Raw genomic sequence first — 16,427 nt, 5'->3', positions numbered from 1 at the left:
TCATTTCACGGCTCCGGCGGTGAGGCCGCGTACGAAATACTTGCCGCCGATCAGATAGATCAGCAGGGTCGGCAGGGCGGCGATCATCACCGCCGCGCTTTGCACGCCATGCTGCGGGATGTCGGCGACCGCAGCGGATAGCGCGATCAGCGCGGCGGTGACCGGCTGCTGCTGACCGGTCGTGAATGTCACGCCGTAGAGAAACTCGTTCCAGATATGCGTGAACTGCCAGATCACGGTGACGACCAGAATGGGCGGCGAGAGCGGCAGGATGATGCGCCAGAAAATACGAAAGAACCCGGCGCCATCGATGCGCGCAGCTCTTATCAAATCCTGCGGGATCGCAGTGTAGTAGTTTCGGCAGAACAAGACGGTAAAGGAGAGCCCCTGGATCGTGTGGATCACGACCAGGCCAGTCAGCGTATTCATCAGGCCCGTATCGCGCAACACGATGGTCCAGGGAAGCAAGCGCATCTGCTGCGGAAGGAAGAGGCCAAGGGTCACGATGCCGTAGATCCAGCTATCGCCGCGAAAACGCCAGAGCGACACGGCGTAGCCGGCGACAGCACCGAGCAGGGTCGAGAAAATCGTCGCGGGGATCGTGACCAGCGCGGAGTTCAGCATGTACGGCCGGATGCCGGCGCAGGTCTCGGCGACGCAGAAACCGCTCCAGGCCGCGGCGTAGTTGCTCCATGCCCATTGCTTCGGCCAGCCGATCATCGAGGCCTGCGCGATCTCCTCGTTGGTGCGCAGCGAGTTCAGCACGACGACGGCCAATGGCGCGAGCCAGGCTGCAGCGATCAGCGACACCACGAGATAGATCAAAATCCGGCCTGGCGCGAGGGTTCGCTCACGCATGGATCGCCCGCCGCCGCTGGACATAACGCCACGCTGCATAGGGCAGCAAAACCGCGAGAAGAATGAGCAACATGAGCACTGCCGCTGCCGCTCCCCGCCCGAGCAGGCTGCGCTGGAACATCAAATCGTAGACGACGAGGGCCGGCAGCTGGGTGGCGATCCCGGGTCCACCATTGGTGAGTGCGCGGACGAGGTCGAAGGTCGAAATCGCAAACTGCAGCTGGATGACGATGACGGTGATGGTGATCGGCCAAAGGGTCGGCAAGATGACCCTCCGGTACATTCGGATCGGTCCGGCGCCGTCGATCTGCGCGGCTTTGATCAGGTCGGCGTCGACGGAGCGGAGGCCGGCGAGGAACAGCGCCATGGCGAAACCGGAGGATTGCCAGATCGCAGCGATGACAATGGTCCAAATGGCCATGTCGCGATCGATCAGCCAGTCGAACCGGAACGAGGTCCAGCCGAGGTCGCGGACCAGCTTCTGGATCCCGAGGCCAGGATTGAGCAGCCAACTCCAGACCGTGCCGGTGACCACGAACGACACCGCCAGAGGATAGAGGAAGATAGACCGCAGCAGATTCTCGCCGCGAATGCGCTGATCGAGCAGGATCGCAAGGATGAGGCCGGTCGCCAAACTCAGCAACACGAAGGCGCTGCCAAACAGCAGCAGATTGTCCAGGGCAATCTGCCAGTTCCGCGATGCTGCAACCGCAGAATAGTTGCGCAAGCCGACCCAGCCCGCGACCGGGACCAGAGTGGACGGCGTGAACGACATCCAGATCGTCCACAGCGTAAACGCAATGAGATGCGCGGCGGACAGCAGCAGCGGCACCCAGATCGTCAAATATTCGGGCAGCCGGCGTACCCAGTCAGCGGCCGCCCGCCGGCTCGGTGTTGTCGAGACGGCGATCGTCAACGTGAGCTCTCGACGGCGTCGGCGAGGCGTATGGCCGCTTGCTCCGGCTTGATCGTCTTGTTCTTCACGTACTCCGTGATCACGTCGATGATCGCTGCGGTCATGCCGTTTTCCTGCGCCATGTTGTGCGCAAGGCTGAGGACGGCCTGATTGCTGGCGATCGCGTCTTTCAGGGCTGCTGCGGTCCGCCGTTGACCGTCCGACCAGCCTTCGCCGGAGAGATCGACGTCGGTACGCACCGGGATCGATCCCGTGATCTGCGAATACATGGTCTGGATCGCCGGATCCATGACGAGCTGGGCCATCAGCGTCTGACCGGCTTGCAGGTCGGGCTCCTTGCGCTGCCAGAATATGAAGGCATCGGCATTCAACAGGAAGACGGGCTTGCTATTGTCGCTCGGGCCCGGAGCGATGATGAAGTCCTCGAACTTGAAGCCGGCGTTGCGCAAGACGCCCTGCGCCCACCCGCCCATGATCATCACGCCCATGTCGCCGTCGACGAAGCGCTTCAGGTTGGTCGAAAAATGCTGGGCGCCGACGTTGGGGTCCATCCAGTCGGCAATCTTGCGCACTTGGACGAAGGCCGCCTTTATCTCGGGGCCTTCCAGGGCCTTCTTGTCGAGGTTCATGATGGCTGCGCGGTATGCGGTGGGACTGATGCCTGCCAAAGCGGCCTCGAATTTTTGGCCGTCGTCCGCGCGGGTGCCACCGTTGGCGATGGGATAGGGGACTCCGCCTGCTTTCATCTTCTCGGCGAGGTCGTTGAACTCAGCCCATGTGACGGGGATCTTGTCGGCCTTGGCCTTGTCCATCGCGCGTTTGGAGAGAAACAGCATGTTGGTGCTGTAGATCTGCAACGGCAGTGCAATCCACTTTCCCCCCGGCTTGTGCAATTTTGCAAGGTCTGGAGCGACAACCTTTTCGTATCCGGCGGCAGCGACGACGGCGTCGAGATCGACGGTTGGGGCAATCTTGGACCAGGCCGCGATCTCGGGACCTTTGAGCTGCGAGCAGGCCGGTGGATCGCCGGCCATGATCTGGGCACGCAACTTGTTCATCATCTCGGTGGTGAAGCCGGGGACGGGCGAGTGCTGCCAAACCCCGCCTTTCTCTTCGAATTTCTTGCCGAGCGCCGTGATGGCCGCCCCGTCGCTGCCTGCGGACCATTGCGAGATCGCAGTCAGACGCGGCTTCACCGCGCTTTGCGCGCGGGCAAATGCCGGCAGCGCGAGCGCGGCCGCAGATCCGGCGAGCAGTTGGCGCCTTGTTGTCGTGATCGGCATGGCAAGTTCCTCCCGGTGTGAACTCTTTCGCGCGAGCGCCGCGCGGCATCAGGTATCTCAGGCGGCCTCGCTCGATGCGGCCGGCATGCCGCCGCGGCAAGCGAGGCAGAAAGCCGCGAAGGCCAGCGCCGCCCGCGGATCGTTGCCATTCGACGGCGGCACGAAAGCGAGCGACACTTGCGCGTGCTTGCGGCCGCCCAACAGACAGGCGTCGATCCCCTCGACGAGCGCGTTGCGATCGTCCTCGGCGAGAAGCGACGGCCAGCCGCTGATCGCGACGCCCTTGCAGGGCTTCACGTTCAGCGTGTTGCCGATCGCAAGGCCAAGCCGGAACAGCCGCCGGCGCAATTCCTGCCGCACGCGCGACGAGAGCGGCATCGCGGTCACCCATTCGCTGCCGAGTTCAAGCAACTCCGCTTCCGCGACGCCAAGAAGCTCGGCCAGGGCCGGAAGCGACGTATAGGCCTCGACGCAACCATGATGACCACAGCGGCAAATTGGTCCGTCGGCTTCGAACACCATGTGGCCGAGCTCGACCGGCTGGAGGGCATCGTCCTCGATCGGATCATCCATCCAGGTGCCCGCGACGCCCTGACCGACGAAGACGAAGAGATGCGCGCCGCTGAATGGATAGTTCTCCGTGCGGCAACGGTGAAAAATGGCGTGCGCGACGACCGAATTGGTGAACTCGACCGGCACGCCGCCAAACGTCTCGCCGAACATCTCGCTGATCCGCCCGAGGTCGCAGGGAATGATCGGATTGCCTGACGCGCCCAGCCGGCCGAGGCCCGGAATGGAGACGCCGATCTGCGCGAGGGGGATGCGTCGGCGCCGCGTCCAGTCGCGCAACAATGTCAGCGCCTCGCGAAACGCCCGGCCGACGGTTGCGACGGTCGGCGTCTTCGGCAGCGGCACATGCCCGATGTCGTGCAGTTCGCCCGACAGGCCCCCGACGCCGACGCTGAGCCGCTGGGTGGTCAGCTCAAACGCCGCGAGCGCCACCGCCTTGTCGAGCGACACGAGGCCCGTCGGGCCACCGACGTAAGGGGCAGGGCGCCGCACTTCCTCGATCAGGCCTTCGGTCTTCAGATCGAACAGGATGCGCGACAGGCTCGCTTCCGACAGGCGCACGGCCTTGGCCAGCGGCGGCCGAAACGTCCCGCCCGACTGAAGCAGATGAGTCAAAATGGCAGCACGCGTCTGCCGCCGACTTCTCGGCTGCTCCGGCATTTCCATCCCTGTCGTCATTCTTACTTAGAGTAAGAATGCGCGCCAAGCGTTTCACTGTCAAGCGTTAGCCGGCGTGAGGGCCCCACCTGACTGCGGGCGTCTGTTCGGGCCGCCTATCCGCGAAGATGCCCCCGCAATGGCGCAATATCGGCACGCACGTCAGATCGTGAACGTCCGTGCGATAGCCGCGGCCGTTTCCTTTTGAATGAAATAGTTCGTGTGGTGCACGTTCGGATTCGTGCCGAAATCATGGATGATCTTTACTTGGCGCAAATCCGCGACCTCTGACATCGATGAAGTGTCGACGACGAGATCGTTTTCGGCCTCAAAGATGATATCGGCACCGAGGTCACCAAGGCGCTGCATCGGCTTGGAGAATATCCGCAGGAAATTCCAACCGATCTCCGTCGGCTCGAAATTCGACTTGATCGCGAAGTACTGAATGGGCTGAGCGCCAAACTCGCCGCTACCGGTATTCATGCGCAGCCGGCGGATCTCCTCATTGTTGCCGGTGCGTGACTGCGCATCTAGCCCGGGAACGAGAGCCAGGGCGGCGTCGAATACCGGTGTCTTGGAGGCCAGGTTGGTGACGGTGCTGAACACCCGCAGAAGTCCGCTCGCGGCAAGAAAGAAGGGGTTAGCGGCGGCGAGATCCGCGCCGGCCCGCAGGATGTCCGCAACGTTCGTCAGGAGGTCGAGTGTGCTGCGCAGGCGCGGAGCAGCCGCAAGGCTGGTGCCGCCCAGCGGAGAGCCGACGAAGATCACCCTGCGCTTCAGTGCGACGTCGCAGAATCCCTCACAAAGCCACCGGGCCACGAGTCCGCCGCGGCTATGGCAGACGATGTCGAGTTCCTTCGGCGCCGGTCGCAGTAACGCGGCCAGATCGAATGCATTCATCACCGGGCTCACGCTGAGTGTCGGATGGTCATAGGCGAGCACGAGATCATATCTAGCCTCCGCTCTCGCCAGCAGCTGTTGGCCCTCAGGAATCCGTGCCAATCCGTTCTTGATGAGAGCTGCGGATCCGCTGAACGTACCGTGGATCAACACCAATACGCGTTTGTTTGCCACATCGGAAAGGTCGGCCAGCGTCAACGGCTGGAGTTGACCATGAACGAGCCGGCTGAGGCCTGTCGATGTCTTGGTCGCGTAAGACGCATCCGGTGTCAGCGTCCTATCGAGCTTGAGGAGTGCATCATAGACCTGCGACGTTTCGAGTGTCTCAAAGGCGTATTGTTTGACGATTTGTCCCGTCGGGAGCGCCCCACGCGATCCGGCGCGACCGGACATTATTGGAATGGCGGCGCCGAGGCGCCATCTGAGAATCCCGCCCTCGCGCACAAGCGAGATGATCTGCTGCTCTGGAAGCCGATCCGTCGGATCGATCGGTGGGCGCTGGCGCCGATAGGTCGGCCGGTAGGATTGGATCCGCATGACGTCTGTAAGCCGATCGACCGGCCGGACGCCTTCGATTTCCGGCATCGAGGCGAGCCAGTCGTCGAAAGTAAGGGGCGTGGTCATGAAGGCTCCGTGTTTTGTCGCCGGCTCAGCCAAGCCGGTCGAGCAAGGGAAGTGGGGTGACGCTTTCGCCGCGGGCGGATTGGATATCGATCATTGCGTCGAAGCTCTGCGGATGCAGATTGCTAGCGCCCCGCTCAAGGGCCTGGAAGAAGCCCTTCCGGGCGGTCACAAAGGTACTCTCGAACGGCACGAGCTCACTCTTTTGCACGTAGCTCAGGAGTTCTGCGAGATTGTCGGTGCCCGTGAACATCCAGCTCTCCGTCTGGCCCTTGGCGTTCGTCGACTGAACCGTGCCTGTGAAGCCGTCCTGACTTCGGCCGATTGGTCCAGGCGTCTGCTGCTCGTTTTGGTCAAATCGGAAGCTCTTCATGCGCCACCAGGCCTTGTTGCTTCTCCAGTAGGCCGGGAACGCATGGCCGGTAATCAGGAAGATTGACGAATAGATGCCGACGAACTCCAGGCATGACGCGAACAGAAGCGCAAGGTCGATACAGGTCGCCGCATTACCTTTGAAAATTTCAGTTGGCGTTCGAAGGCGCTGCGACTGGCTCGTGTAGGATGGCGGCGGGTTGATATAGCTGACGGGCAGATCGTGCTGAAGGGCCGCCCAGATCGCTTGCACCTGAGGATCGACGACATTGGGCGCATTGGAGTCGTCATCAAGGACCTGCTGGTAGCCGTCGAATCCGGCGGAACAGTCATCAAGCAGTGTTTGCAGATAACGCTGTGCACAGGCGACGACCTTCAGAACCGTCGGGTCGCGGGGCAGAACGAAGCTCGGTAGCCACCGATGGTCCTCGCCATCATCCCGCCACTCATCCGCCGGAAGCACCGTCACGCGCTCGCTGGACTCGCGCAGTATCCGGTTGCCGCATTGGACTTTGATGTAGAGATTGCTTCTCAAGCTCTCGCTCGTCTGTCGAAGCATGCCGGCAACAAGGGGAAGCCGGATCTTGTCGAGAAGGTCGAGTGTGGCGTCTTCCTCGGGCAGCTCCTCCGAGAAGCGGCAGCGGCACGATTCCGTGCCGACTTCCAGCACGACCTCGACTTGAAGCAGGTCGAGCGGCCCCGCCTTGGTCTTGTGGACCGTGAAGATGCTGAAGGGCGGACGGTCGTTATGGAGCAACGAGTAGTTCAAACTCACGCTCGAGGTTTTGCGCATGCGGCCGGGAATCGATTTGTCCTGGACTAGAGTGATGTCCAGCTTGAGGTCCCTGTAGGTTGCGCCGCCCCTCGCGGCCTTTCGCGACAGCGCAGGCCGCGCAGTGATCGTTCCAGCCGGGGGGCTGTCGAGGAGCGAAAGTTGACTCCAAAGTGCGACTCCAGAGCGCTGCTCGTTGTCGCTGCCGGTCTGGGACATCCACTGTTGCCGGGCGCGAAGAAAAGCGTCCTTGACGCTCCAATCTTGCGTCAAGGTGCGATAGAATACGCTGAAGAAAAGCATGGCGTCCGCGTCGGTGATGGTATCGACAAAGCCGATCGCGTGCCTGGCACCTTGCGCGGTGGCAAGGGGAGCAAGGCGCTGTGCGCTGTAGCAGGTGCTGATCGCTACCAGCAGGGGCTTTTGTGCGCCGGCCGTGATGATGTCGGCCAGGGCGACCGATCCCACGGCGTCGTAGGCCTGAGCGTTTCCTTGGGCATTTCCTTGAGGGCCCGCGCGGAGGATAAAGCCGTCCTCTCCGTCGGGCGGCTGGTCAATCAGCTTTTCTTCCACCAACGACATCGGGTCTACGCCCGCAAGATGCACGATCGAGGGAGAAAGCGCTTCGATCGTCGAGCGAAGCCCTTGGCGGTCGGGATCTCGAAGGAGCGTGGTCGGGATTTCCTTGAGCGCGCCCGTGACCATGTCGATTTCTCGCGTGAACTCGTAAAGCGAGCGCAGCTTTCCGGGACCGCTGTCAACTGCGAGCGCCGTCGTAGGTGTCAACTGATGATTGTGTGGTGATGCAACGACAAGATGGCGGACGACTGCGAATTCGCTTGGCTCGCTGCGATAGGGCGCTGTCGCCAACCATAGAGCGCTTTCCCAGGGGAATAGTCTTGCCGACCATCCGATGGTCTCCGTGCTGTAGGGAATTCTGACCTCGACGAGCTTGGCAGCTGCTATCGCCTTGATCCGCGACAGGATCTGGCCTTCGTCGTAAATGCGAGCGTGGTCCTTGATCAGCTTCTGAAAATCCCGACTAAGGTCGTCGCGGGTCGAGCGGACGATCCGTCGTCGGTTGGCGATCACGTAGCGCCAGCGATGGACGGACGGGTAAAATCTCTGATCGTCAATTGGGATAACGAGCTCGTCCAGGTCCCGGTTGTTGCTGTAGCGTATTCGTACCTCGTACTCGCCGGATTGTTTGTCGGAGGGCACTTGCAACGAGTCCTGGATAGCGTCGGCGGCGGCCGTGTCGATCGTGCTGCGCCGCGCTCGTGCGCGGACGGGCCTTCTGGCTTTGCGACGGCCGGCCTTCGCTCGTGAGGAAGCAGCCTTCTTCGCGGACATGACCGGTCTCCGGGGTTCGCGACCACGGATGCATCATGCCAGAGAACTCGCAGAAATAGAAAGAAAATGGTGCTGGTCGGCTCATCCGTACCGACCCAAAATAGAAACGGCGCCACCCGTTGGGGTGGCGCCGAACCGTTGGACCACCGGATTCGACCTTACTTCCGGTTGTTGATCGCGACGTAGTCGCGCTTGGTGACGCCGGTGTAGAGCTGGCGCGGCCGGCCGATCTTCTGCTGCGGATCCTCGATCATCTCGCTCCACTGGCTGATCCAGCCGACGGTGCGGGCGACCGCGAACAGCACGGTGAACATCGAGACCGGGAAGCCCATCGCCTTCAGCGTGATGCCCGAATAGAAGTCGACGTTCGGGTAGAGCTTGCGGTCGATGAAGTACTGGTCGCTGAGCGCGATCTTCTCGAGCTCGAGCGCCACCTTCAGCATCGGATCGTCGCCATGGCCGGTCTCCTTGAGCACGGCGTGACACATCTTCTGCATGATCTTGGCGCGCGGATCGTAGTTCTTGTAGACGCGGTGACCGAAGCCCATCAGGCGGACTTCAGAGTTCTTGTCCTTCACCTTGGAGATGAACTCGGGGATCTTGTCGACCGAGCCGATCTCGGCGAGCATCGCCAGCGCTGCTTCGTTGGCGCCGCCATGCGCCGGGCCCCACAGGCAGGCGATGCCGGCGGCGATGCAGGCGAACGGGTTGGCGCCGGAGGAGCCGGCGATACGCACCGTCGAGGTCGAGGCGTTCTGCTCGTGGTCGGCGTGCAGGATGAAGATCTTGTCCAGCGCGTCAGCCAGCACCGGGTTGATCTTGTAGTCCTCGCACGGCACGGCGAAGCACATGTGCAGGAAGTTCTCGGCGAACTTTAGCGAGTTCTTCGGATACACGAAGGGCTGGCCGACCGTGTACTTGTAGGCCATCGCAGCCAAGGTCGGGATCTTGGCGATCATGCGCATGGAGGCGATCATGCGCTGCTTCGGGTCGTTGATGTCGGTTGAGTCGTGATAGAACGCGGCGAGCGCGCCGACAGCCGCCACCATGATCGCCATCGGATGGGCGTCGCGGCGGAAGCCCTGGAAGAAGCGGGCCATCTGCTCGTGCACCATCGTGTGATGGATCACGCGGTCGTCGAAATCCTTCTTCTGCGCGGCGGTCGGAAGCTCCCCGAACAGCAGCAGATAGCAGGTCTCGAGGAAGTCGCCATTCTCGGCGAGCTGCTCGATCGGATAGCCGCGGTATTCCAGCACGCCCGCGTCACCGTCGATATAGGTGATCTTGGACTGGCAGCTTGCGGTCGAGGTGAAGCCCGGGTCGTAGGTGAACAGGCCGGACTGGCCGTAGAGCTTGCCGATATCGATGACGTCGGGCCCGACGCTGCCGCTGTGGATCGGAAGATCGAAATTCTTGTTTCCGACCGTCAGTGTGGCGGTCTTATTGCTTGGTTTTGCGTCCATCAGAGGTCCCCGATGTATGGTGAAACGGGCCGGACCCGGAGGCCCCGATGAGATATCGCGGGGCAGGCCGGATGTTCCAGAAGGTACGGCTGAGATGGGTATATTATTGCTGTGTGCGCTGCAAGATGGCGCCGCGCATGGTCGACTTACGTCGTAGCCTGGTCCCTCGGCTCGGTCCTCGGCCTACTCCTCGGCCTACTCCTTGGCCTGATCTTTAAGCCGGCCCAGGCTTTCCTGGCGTCCCAGGACGTCCAAAACCTCGAATATGCCGGGCGACGTCGTCCGTCCGGTCAGCGCAGCCCGCAGCGGCTGGGCGACCGCGCCGAGCTTCAGACTATTTTCCTCGGCAAAGGCGCGCAGCGCGGCTTCCGCATTGGCTGCGCTCCACGTCTCGACTTTCTCCAGCGCGGAATGAAGCTGGCCGATCAGCTTGCGGTTCTCAGGCGTCAGCAGCGCTGCCGCCTTCGGATCGAGCTCCAGCGGCCGGTCCGCGAAGATGAAATAGGCGCCGTCGATCAGCTCGATCAGCGTCTTGGCGCGCTCTTTCAGGGCCGGCATGGCCTTCAGCAGCTGCGCGCGCGTGGTGGCGTTTAACTTGGCCTTAAGCTCGTCGCGGCTGGGCACGACATGGTCGAGCACGTCCTCGAACATCCTCACGAGTGATTGATCGTCGGCATTGCGGATGTAATGGCCGTTGAGGTTTTCCAGCTTGGCGAAATCGAAGCGCGCTGCTGCGCGGCCGACGCTGGCGAGGTCGAAGGCCGCGATCATCTCCTCGGTCGAGAAGATTTCCTGGTCGCCATGGCTCCAGCCGAGCCGGACGAGATAGTTGCGGAGCGCGGACGGGAGGTACCCCATGGCGCGATAGGCATCGACGCCAAGCGCGCCGTGCCTCTTGGAGAGCTTCGAACCGTCCGGGCCGTGGATCAGGGGGATGTGGGACATGCTCGGCAGCGTCCAGCCCATCGCGTCGTAGATCTGCTTTTGGCGGGCCGCGTTGATCAGATGGTCGTCGCCGCGGATGACATGGGTGACACCCATGTCGCGGTCGTCGACGACCACCGCGAGCATGTAGGTCGGGTTGCCATCGCCGCGCAGCAGGACGAGGTCGTCGAGATTTTCGTTCTGCCAGACCACGCGGCCCTGGACCTGGTCCTCGATCACGGTCTCGCCTGTCTGGGGCGCGCGGAGCCGGATGGTGGGCTTCACGTCGGTTGGGGCCGTCGCCGGATCGCGGTCGCGCCACAGGCCGTCATACAGGCGGGTGCGCCCCTCTGCGCGCGCCTTCTCGCGCATCGCGGTCAGCTCCTCGGCGGTGGCGTAGCAGCGATAGGCCTTGCCCTCGGCGAGCAGCTGCTCGGCGACCTCGCGGTGGCGGGCGGCGCGGCTGAACTGGTAGATGACGTCGCCATCCCAGCCGAGCTCGAGCCATTTCAGGCCGTCGAGGATGGCGCCGATCGCCGCCTCCGTGGAGCGCTCCCGGTCGGTGTCCTCGATCCGGAGCAGCATCTTGCCGCCGTGCTTCTTCGCATAGAGCCAGTTGAACAGCGCTGTGCGCGCGCCCCCGATATGGAGGAAGCCGGTCGGCGAGGGAGCGAAGCGGGTGACGACGGGAGAGGTCATTCTTGGCAAGGCCTATGCATTGGAGGCGGTGGTATATAGCAGGACCGGTACATAACTAAAGCCCGGCAGCGGACGGCTTAAGGCCTCGCTTAAGCACTTGGCTCAGCGTCCCGAATTTGGCAGAAGGGCCGCTGATTTCCCTACAGGATTTTCGTAATGACAGAACCGGTGGCGACTGAGGTTGGGCGCGATTTCATTCGTGACATCATCCAGGCCGACCTCGATCAGGCCAAATACCGGGAGATCGTGACCCGGTTCCCGCCGGAGCCGAACGGTTATCTGCATATCGGCCACGCCAAGTCGATCGCACTCAATTTCGGCATCGCCCAGGAGTTTCCGGGCCGCTGCCATCTGCGCTTCGACGACACCAATCCGGTCAAGGAAGAGCAGGAATATATCGATTCCATCCAGGCCGACGTGCGCTGGCTCGGTTTCGACTGGGGCAAGAACCTGTTCTTCGCCTCGGACTATTTCGACCGCCTCTATGAATGGGCGGAGCAGCTGATCCGCGACGGGCTCGCCTATGTCGACGACCAGACCCAGGAGCAGATTCGTCTTGCGCGCGGCACGCTGACCGAGCCCGGCAAGAACTCGCCCTTCCGCGATCGCACGGTGGATGAAAACCTCGACCTGTTCCGTCGCATGAAGGCGGGCGAATTCCCGAACGGCGCGCGCGTGCTGCGGGCCAAGATCGACATGGGTGCGGGCAACATCAATCTGCGCGACCCCGTGCTGTACCGCATCCTGCATGCGCACCATCCGCGCACCGGGACCAAGTGGAGCATCTATCCGAGCTACGACTATGCCCACGGCCAGTCGGACGCGATCGAGGGCATCACGCATTCGATCTGCACGCTGGAGTTCGAGGATCACCGGCCGCTCTATGACTGGTTCATCGAGAAGCTGCCGGTGCCGTCGAAGCCGCACCAGTACGAATTCGCACGGCTGAACCTGACCTACACGCTGCTCTCCAAGCGCGTGCTGACCCAGCTGGTGCGCGAGGGCCATGTCGCAGGCTGGGACGATCCGCGTATGCCCACCATGGCGGGGATGCGCCGCCGCGGCGTACCGCCGACCGCCCTTCGCGAATTCGTCAAGCGCATCGGCGTTGCGAAAGCCAATAGCGTCGTCGACGTCGGCATGCTGGAATTCTGCATCCGTGAGGAATTGAACCGCACGTCGCAGCGGCGCATGGCGGTGCTGAAGCCGCTCAAGGTCGTGATCGAGAATTATCCGGAAGGGCAGACCGAGGAGCTCGACGCGATCAACCATCCGGACGATCCTAGCGCCGGCACGCGCAAGATCACGTTCGGCCGCGAGCTCTATATCGAGCGCGACGACTTCATGGAGAACCCGCCGAAAAAGTTCTTCCGTCTGTCGCCGGGCAACGAGGTGCGGCTGCGCTACGCCTATTTCGTCAAGTGCAGCGGCGTGATCAAGAACGATGCCGGCGAAGTGGTGGAGCTGCGTTGCACCTACGATCCCGCGACCAAGGGCGGCAACGCGCCCGACGGCCGCAAGGTCAAGGCCACCATGCACTGGCTGTCGGCGGCAACGTCAGTGCCTGCGGAAATCCGCATCTACAATCAGCTGTTTGCCAACCCGAGCCCGGACGCCTCGAACTTCGCCGCCGACCTCAATCCGCAGTCGCTGGAAATTCTCGCTGATGCCCGGATCGAAGCATCGGTCGCCGAGAGCAATTCGACAGAGCCGATGCAGTTCGAGCGCCAGGGCTATTTCGTGCGCGACAAGGACTCGACGCCCGGCAAGCCGGTATTTTCCAGGACCATCGGTCTGCGCGACTCGTTCGCGAAGGAAGTTGCGAAGGGCTGAAAAGGGCTGCGAGACCACAATGGGCGACGAAGCCGACGCGATCGTTTCCGCCATCATCGCCAAATGGCGCGCTGGCTTCGCCAGGCTCGATGCGGCCGCGCTGTCGTCGCTTTATGCGAAGAATACGTTCTTCTTCGGCTCGAACCCAAAGCTCTACCGGGGCAGGGACGGCGTCGCAGACTATTTCAACGGCCTGCCGCGCTGGCGCAAACCGAGCGCGGTGTTTTCGGAGGTGAAGGCGGCGCAGTCAGGTCCTGACCTCATCAACATGGCCGCAACCATCTCATTCGATCTCGCCGGCGAACGTCCGGATTTTTCGGTCAAGATGAGCTGGGTCATCATGCGCGAGGACGGCGACTGGAAGATCGTCAATCACCATGCTTCGTCGCAGGCGCCGCTGATCTGACCGGCGGGGCACACGGCTTCGTCATTCTCGCGAGAGAACGAACGTGCGCCTCACGCGTTGGGCTGGGTCCAACAAGGAACCCCCCATGCAGAACATCGCAGAGCATATGGAAGTCATCGGCGCCGACGGCGTCCACATCGGCACCGTCGACAAGGTCGAAGGCAATCGCATCAAGCTGACCAAGAAGGACAGCGGCGAGGGCAGCCACAAGGGGCATCATCACTTCATCGACAAGGGCCTCGTCGCCGACATCGAGGGCAACAAGGTCCGGCTGTCGGCCAAGGCGGATGTCGCCGTGACGATGGAAGAGGAAAAGTAGCGGTCGCGCCCTTCCGTTCCTGATCCGTACCGCTATCCGCCCGCCTGCACGTTCCGGTAGCTTCTGGCTTCGTTGCGTATCATCGAGTGCAGGGAATGGCGGAGCCGGGCCGGCCGGTACGGTCGCAAGGGATCGCGGGCACGTGGCCCGTGGGCCGCCCCGCGTCTGCGGGCGGCCTTGCGCCTGCAGGTCTCGACCTCTGGACATCGCTGGCCGAGACCCTGCGCGCGTGGCTACGCGCCGAGGCTGGCGCCGGGCGGCTGTTGCCGTGGGTGCCCGTCGCGTTTGGCTGCGGCATCGCGCTTTATTTCTCCGCCGATCATGAGCCGGTGCTGTGGGTCGTTGCCGCGACCGCCGTCGCACTCCTGCTCGGCGCGGCTGTGCTGCGGCGGAGCCGGCTGTTCGCCCCGGCCATCATGATCGCGGCGGTCGCGGCCGGCTTTGCCGTCGCGACCTGGAAGACGGCGCGCATCGCCCACCCGGTGCTGGCGCGGCGCTCTATTCGGTGTCGTTGTCGGGTTTCGTCGAGGCCCGCGACATCCGCGAGCGCACCGACCGTTTCGTGCTGCGCGTCACCGCGATGGAGGCGCAACGCAGCGACGTCAGGCTCGAGCGCGTGCGCCTGTCGGTCCGCAAGGGCACCGCGCCGGAGGTCGGTAGCTTCGTCCAGTTGAAGGCGCGGCTGATGCCGCCGCTCGCGCCGGTGCGGCCCGGCAGCTACGACTTTTCACGTGACATGTTCTTCCAGGGCATCGGCGCCTCCGGCTTCGCGATGGGCGCCATCACGGTGGCGCCGCCGCCTGAGACCGCCGGCTTGCGGCTGCGTTACGCGGCCTTCATGCAAGGACTGCGCGATGCGATCGATGCCCGCATCCGCGCGACGCTCGACGGCGACAATCGGGCGATCGCGACCGCGCTGCTCACCGGGCGGCGCGATGCGATCACCACGCCCGTCAACGATGCGATGTTCATCTCCGGCCTCGGCCACGTGCTCTCGATCTCCGGTTATCACATGGCCGTCGTGGCCGGTGTCGTGTTCTTCGCGGTGCGCGCGCTGCTCGCTCTGATCCCGGGACTTGCGGCAGGGTTCGCCATCAAGAAATGGTCGGCGGCCGCGGCGCTGGTCGCTGCTGCGTTCTACCTGCTGCTGTCGGGCGCGGAGGTCGCCACGCAAAGGTCGTTCTTCATGACGGCGGTGGTGCTGATCGCGGTGATGGTCGATCGCCGGGCCATTACCTTCCGCACGCTTGCTGTCGCCGCAATGATCGTGCTGGCGGTCGCGCCGGAAGCGCTGGTGCATCCGAGTTTTCAGATGTCTTTTGCGGCAACGCTCGGGCTCGTCGCCTTGGTGCAGATCGGCATGCCCAATTTGTTTGCCTCGCCGGACCATTCGGCGACCGCTCGCATTGCGATGTGGGGTGGCCGCGAGATCGCGATGCTGTTCATGGCCTCGCTGATTGCGGGACTTGCGACCACGCCCTACGCCGCTTTCCATTTCCACCGTGTCACGCCGTTCGGCGTGCTTGCCAATCTTGGCGCGATGCCGGTGGTCTCGGCGCTGGTGATGCCGGCGGGATTGTTGGGGCTGCTTGCTGCGCCGTTCGGGCTGGACAGCGTGTTCTGGTGGCTGATGGGGATCGGTATCGACTGGATGGTCGCGGTCTCGCGCTGGGTCGCGGCATTGCCGGGCGCCGTCGGTCGCATCCCGGCGTTCGGGATCGCGCCGCTGATCGCGGCGAGCCTGGGAATCGTCGTGCTGGGCTTGTTGCGCACGCCGCTGCGCTGGTCCGGCGCCCTGGTGCTGCTGGCAGCGATCCTCTGGGCACTGTCGGCGCGGCAGCCCGACATCCTGATTGCCGGGGATGGCGCGAGCGTCGCGGTGCGGGGCAGGGACGGATATCTGCACCTGATCAGGACGAACAAGGAGAGCTTTCTGCTCAAGGAATGGCTCGCTGCCGACGCCGATCCGCGCGATGCAGGCAGAGCCTCGCTGGCCGATGGCGTGTCCTGTGACGAATCCGGCTGCGTGACGCCACTGGCCGACGGGAGACTGGTCGCGCTGGCACTGCGCGTCGACGCTCTCGCGGACGATTGCAGTCGGGCCGCGCTGGTGGTGACGACACGCCCCGCGCCACCCGATTGCGCGGCGATGGTGGTCGATCGGCAACGGCTCGCCAGCCAGAGTGCGCTGGCGCTGACGCAGCGTGGTGACGGGTTTGTGGTTCAGGCGGTGAGGGCGAGAGGCACGAGCCGCCCCTGGTTGCCGGCCGGCGCGGGCGAGGGTGATTTCGACGGCAGCCTTGCGCCGAAGGCAACCGCGCCCGCATCAAGGACGCAACGCCGGCGGAGACGGACTTGCAGGCCGACGATTGATCGGACGGTGCCGAGAGATGCAGTGGGTTAGTGCATCCGCTCGGATTTCGCTGGCGCAAACCACGCCATCTCGCCGGCCGCGGCCGGCGATGGCGATTCAATCCTGAC

The 16,427-nt window shown here is 63.4% G+C and carries 11 protein-coding genes and 1 pseudogene; 4 read left to right on the top strand and 8 right to left on the bottom strand.

The window, feature by feature from the left end; all coding sequences use genetic code 11:
- From BRA1417_RS0125155 to gltX, 8 genes are all read right to left on the bottom strand, one after another.
- Positions 1-858, bottom strand: coding sequence for a carbohydrate ABC transporter permease (locus BRA1417_RS0125155; protein ID WP_007610848.1), 858 nt, complete (start codon positions 856-858; stop codon positions 1-3).
- Positions 851-1,774, bottom strand: coding sequence for a carbohydrate ABC transporter permease (locus BRA1417_RS0125150; RefSeq protein WP_027518179.1), 924 nt, complete (start codon positions 1,772-1,774; stop codon positions 851-853). The genes BRA1417_RS0125155 and BRA1417_RS0125150 overlap by 8 nt, the downstream gene beginning before the upstream one ends.
- Complete coding sequence (locus tag BRA1417_RS0125145; RefSeq protein WP_027518178.1) at positions 1,771-3,057, bottom strand: ABC transporter substrate-binding protein; 1,287 nt, start codon at positions 3,055-3,057, stop codon at positions 1,771-1,773. Before BRA1417_RS0125145 ends, BRA1417_RS0125150 begins: the two co-directional genes overlap by 4 nt.
- A 57-nt stretch (positions 3,058-3,114) precedes the next feature.
- Positions 3,115-4,293: an ROK family transcriptional regulator gene (locus BRA1417_RS0125140; protein ID WP_027518177.1), complete on the bottom strand. Its 1,179-nt coding sequence runs from the start codon at positions 4,291-4,293 to the stop codon at positions 3,115-3,117.
- A 153-nt stretch (positions 4,294-4,446) separates the two neighbouring features.
- Positions 4,447-5,808 (bottom strand): triacylglycerol lipase, encoded by a 1,362-nt coding sequence (locus BRA1417_RS40820; RefSeq protein WP_051448379.1) that lies wholly within the window; start codon positions 5,806-5,808, stop codon positions 4,447-4,449.
- A gap of 25 nt (positions 5,809-5,833) precedes the next feature.
- Positions 5,834-8,302, bottom strand: coding sequence for a CHAT domain-containing protein (locus BRA1417_RS43005; protein ID WP_051448378.1), 2,469 nt, complete (start codon positions 8,300-8,302; stop codon positions 5,834-5,836).
- Positions 8,303-8,460: 158 nt separating this feature from the next.
- Positions 8,461-9,765 (bottom strand): citrate synthase, encoded by a 1,305-nt coding sequence (gene gltA / locus BRA1417_RS0125125; RefSeq protein WP_027518175.1) that lies wholly within the window; start codon positions 9,763-9,765, stop codon positions 8,461-8,463.
- A gap of 195 nt (positions 9,766-9,960) precedes the next feature.
- Positions 9,961-11,388 carry a glutamate--tRNA ligase gene (gene gltX, locus BRA1417_RS0125120; protein WP_027518174.1) on the bottom strand — a complete coding sequence of 476 codons (1,428 nt, stop codon included), beginning with the start codon at positions 11,386-11,388 and terminating at the stop codon, positions 9,961-9,963.
- Between the two features lie 156 nt (positions 11,389-11,544).
- Between gltX and BRA1417_RS0125115 the strand changes: the two genes are divergently transcribed.
- The 4 genes and pseudogenes from BRA1417_RS0125115 to BRA1417_RS40815 all read left to right on the top strand — a co-directional run bounded on the left by BRA1417_RS0125115 (position 11,545) and on the right by BRA1417_RS40815 (position 16,319).
- Complete coding sequence (locus tag BRA1417_RS0125115; RefSeq protein ID WP_027518173.1) at positions 11,545-13,221, top strand: glutamine--tRNA ligase/YqeY domain fusion protein; 1,677 nt, start codon at positions 11,545-11,547, stop codon at positions 13,219-13,221.
- A 19-nt stretch (positions 13,222-13,240) separates the two neighbouring features.
- A complete protein-coding gene (locus BRA1417_RS0125110; protein ID WP_027518172.1) occupies positions 13,241-13,627 on the top strand; it encodes a nuclear transport factor 2 family protein in 387 nt (128 codons plus the stop codon).
- An 85-nt stretch (positions 13,628-13,712) separates the two neighbouring features.
- Positions 13,713-13,946, top strand: a complete 234-nt coding sequence (locus tag BRA1417_RS0125105; RefSeq protein WP_007610829.1) for a DUF2171 domain-containing protein — start codon at positions 13,713-13,715, stop codon at positions 13,944-13,946.
- Between the two features lie 95 nt (positions 13,947-14,041).
- Positions 14,042-16,319: pseudogene (locus BRA1417_RS40815) on the top strand (ComEC/Rec2 family competence protein).
- Positions 16,320-16,427 lie beyond the last annotated feature (108 nt).

Source organism: Bradyrhizobium sp. WSM1417 (genome assembly GCF_000515415.1).
Classification (GTDB): domain Bacteria; phylum Pseudomonadota; class Alphaproteobacteria; order Rhizobiales; family Xanthobacteraceae; genus Bradyrhizobium.
The sequence above is the reverse complement of the archived record's forward strand: the minus strand, read 5'-3'. Positions and strand labels throughout refer to the sequence as shown.

Bases quoted from the DNA above. Each gene is read 5' to 3' on its own strand.
- BRA1417_RS0125155 (WP_007610848.1), bottom strand. From the start codon at position 858: ATGCGTGAGCGAACCCTCGCGCCAGGCCGGATTTTGATCTATCTCGTG.
- BRA1417_RS0125145 (WP_027518178.1), bottom strand. From the start codon at position 3,057: ATGCCGATCACGACAACAAGGCGCCAACTGCTCGCCGGATCTGCGGCC.
- BRA1417_RS0125140 (WP_027518177.1), bottom strand. From the start codon at position 4,293: ATGGAAATGCCGGAGCAGCCGAGAAGTCGGCGGCAGACGCGTGCTGCC.
- BRA1417_RS40820 (WP_051448379.1), bottom strand. From the start codon at position 5,808: ATGACCACGCCCCTTACTTTCGACGACTGGCTCGCCTCGATGCCGGAA.
- BRA1417_RS43005 (WP_051448378.1), bottom strand. From the start codon at position 8,302: ATGTCCGCGAAGAAGGCTGCTTCCTCACGAGCGAAGGCCGGCCGTCGC.
- gltA (WP_027518175.1), bottom strand. From the start codon at position 9,765: ATGGACGCAAAACCAAGCAATAAGACCGCCACACTGACGGTCGGAAAC.
- gltX (WP_027518174.1), bottom strand. From the start codon at position 11,388: ATGACCTCTCCCGTCGTCACCCGCTTCGCTCCCTCGCCGACCGGCTTC.
- BRA1417_RS0125115 (WP_027518173.1), top strand. From the start codon at position 11,545: ATGACAGAACCGGTGGCGACTGAGGTTGGGCGCGATTTCATTCGTGAC.
- BRA1417_RS0125110 (WP_027518172.1), top strand. From the start codon at position 13,241: ATGGGCGACGAAGCCGACGCGATCGTTTCCGCCATCATCGCCAAATGG.
- BRA1417_RS0125105 (WP_007610829.1), top strand. From the start codon at position 13,713: ATGCAGAACATCGCAGAGCATATGGAAGTCATCGGCGCCGACGGCGTC.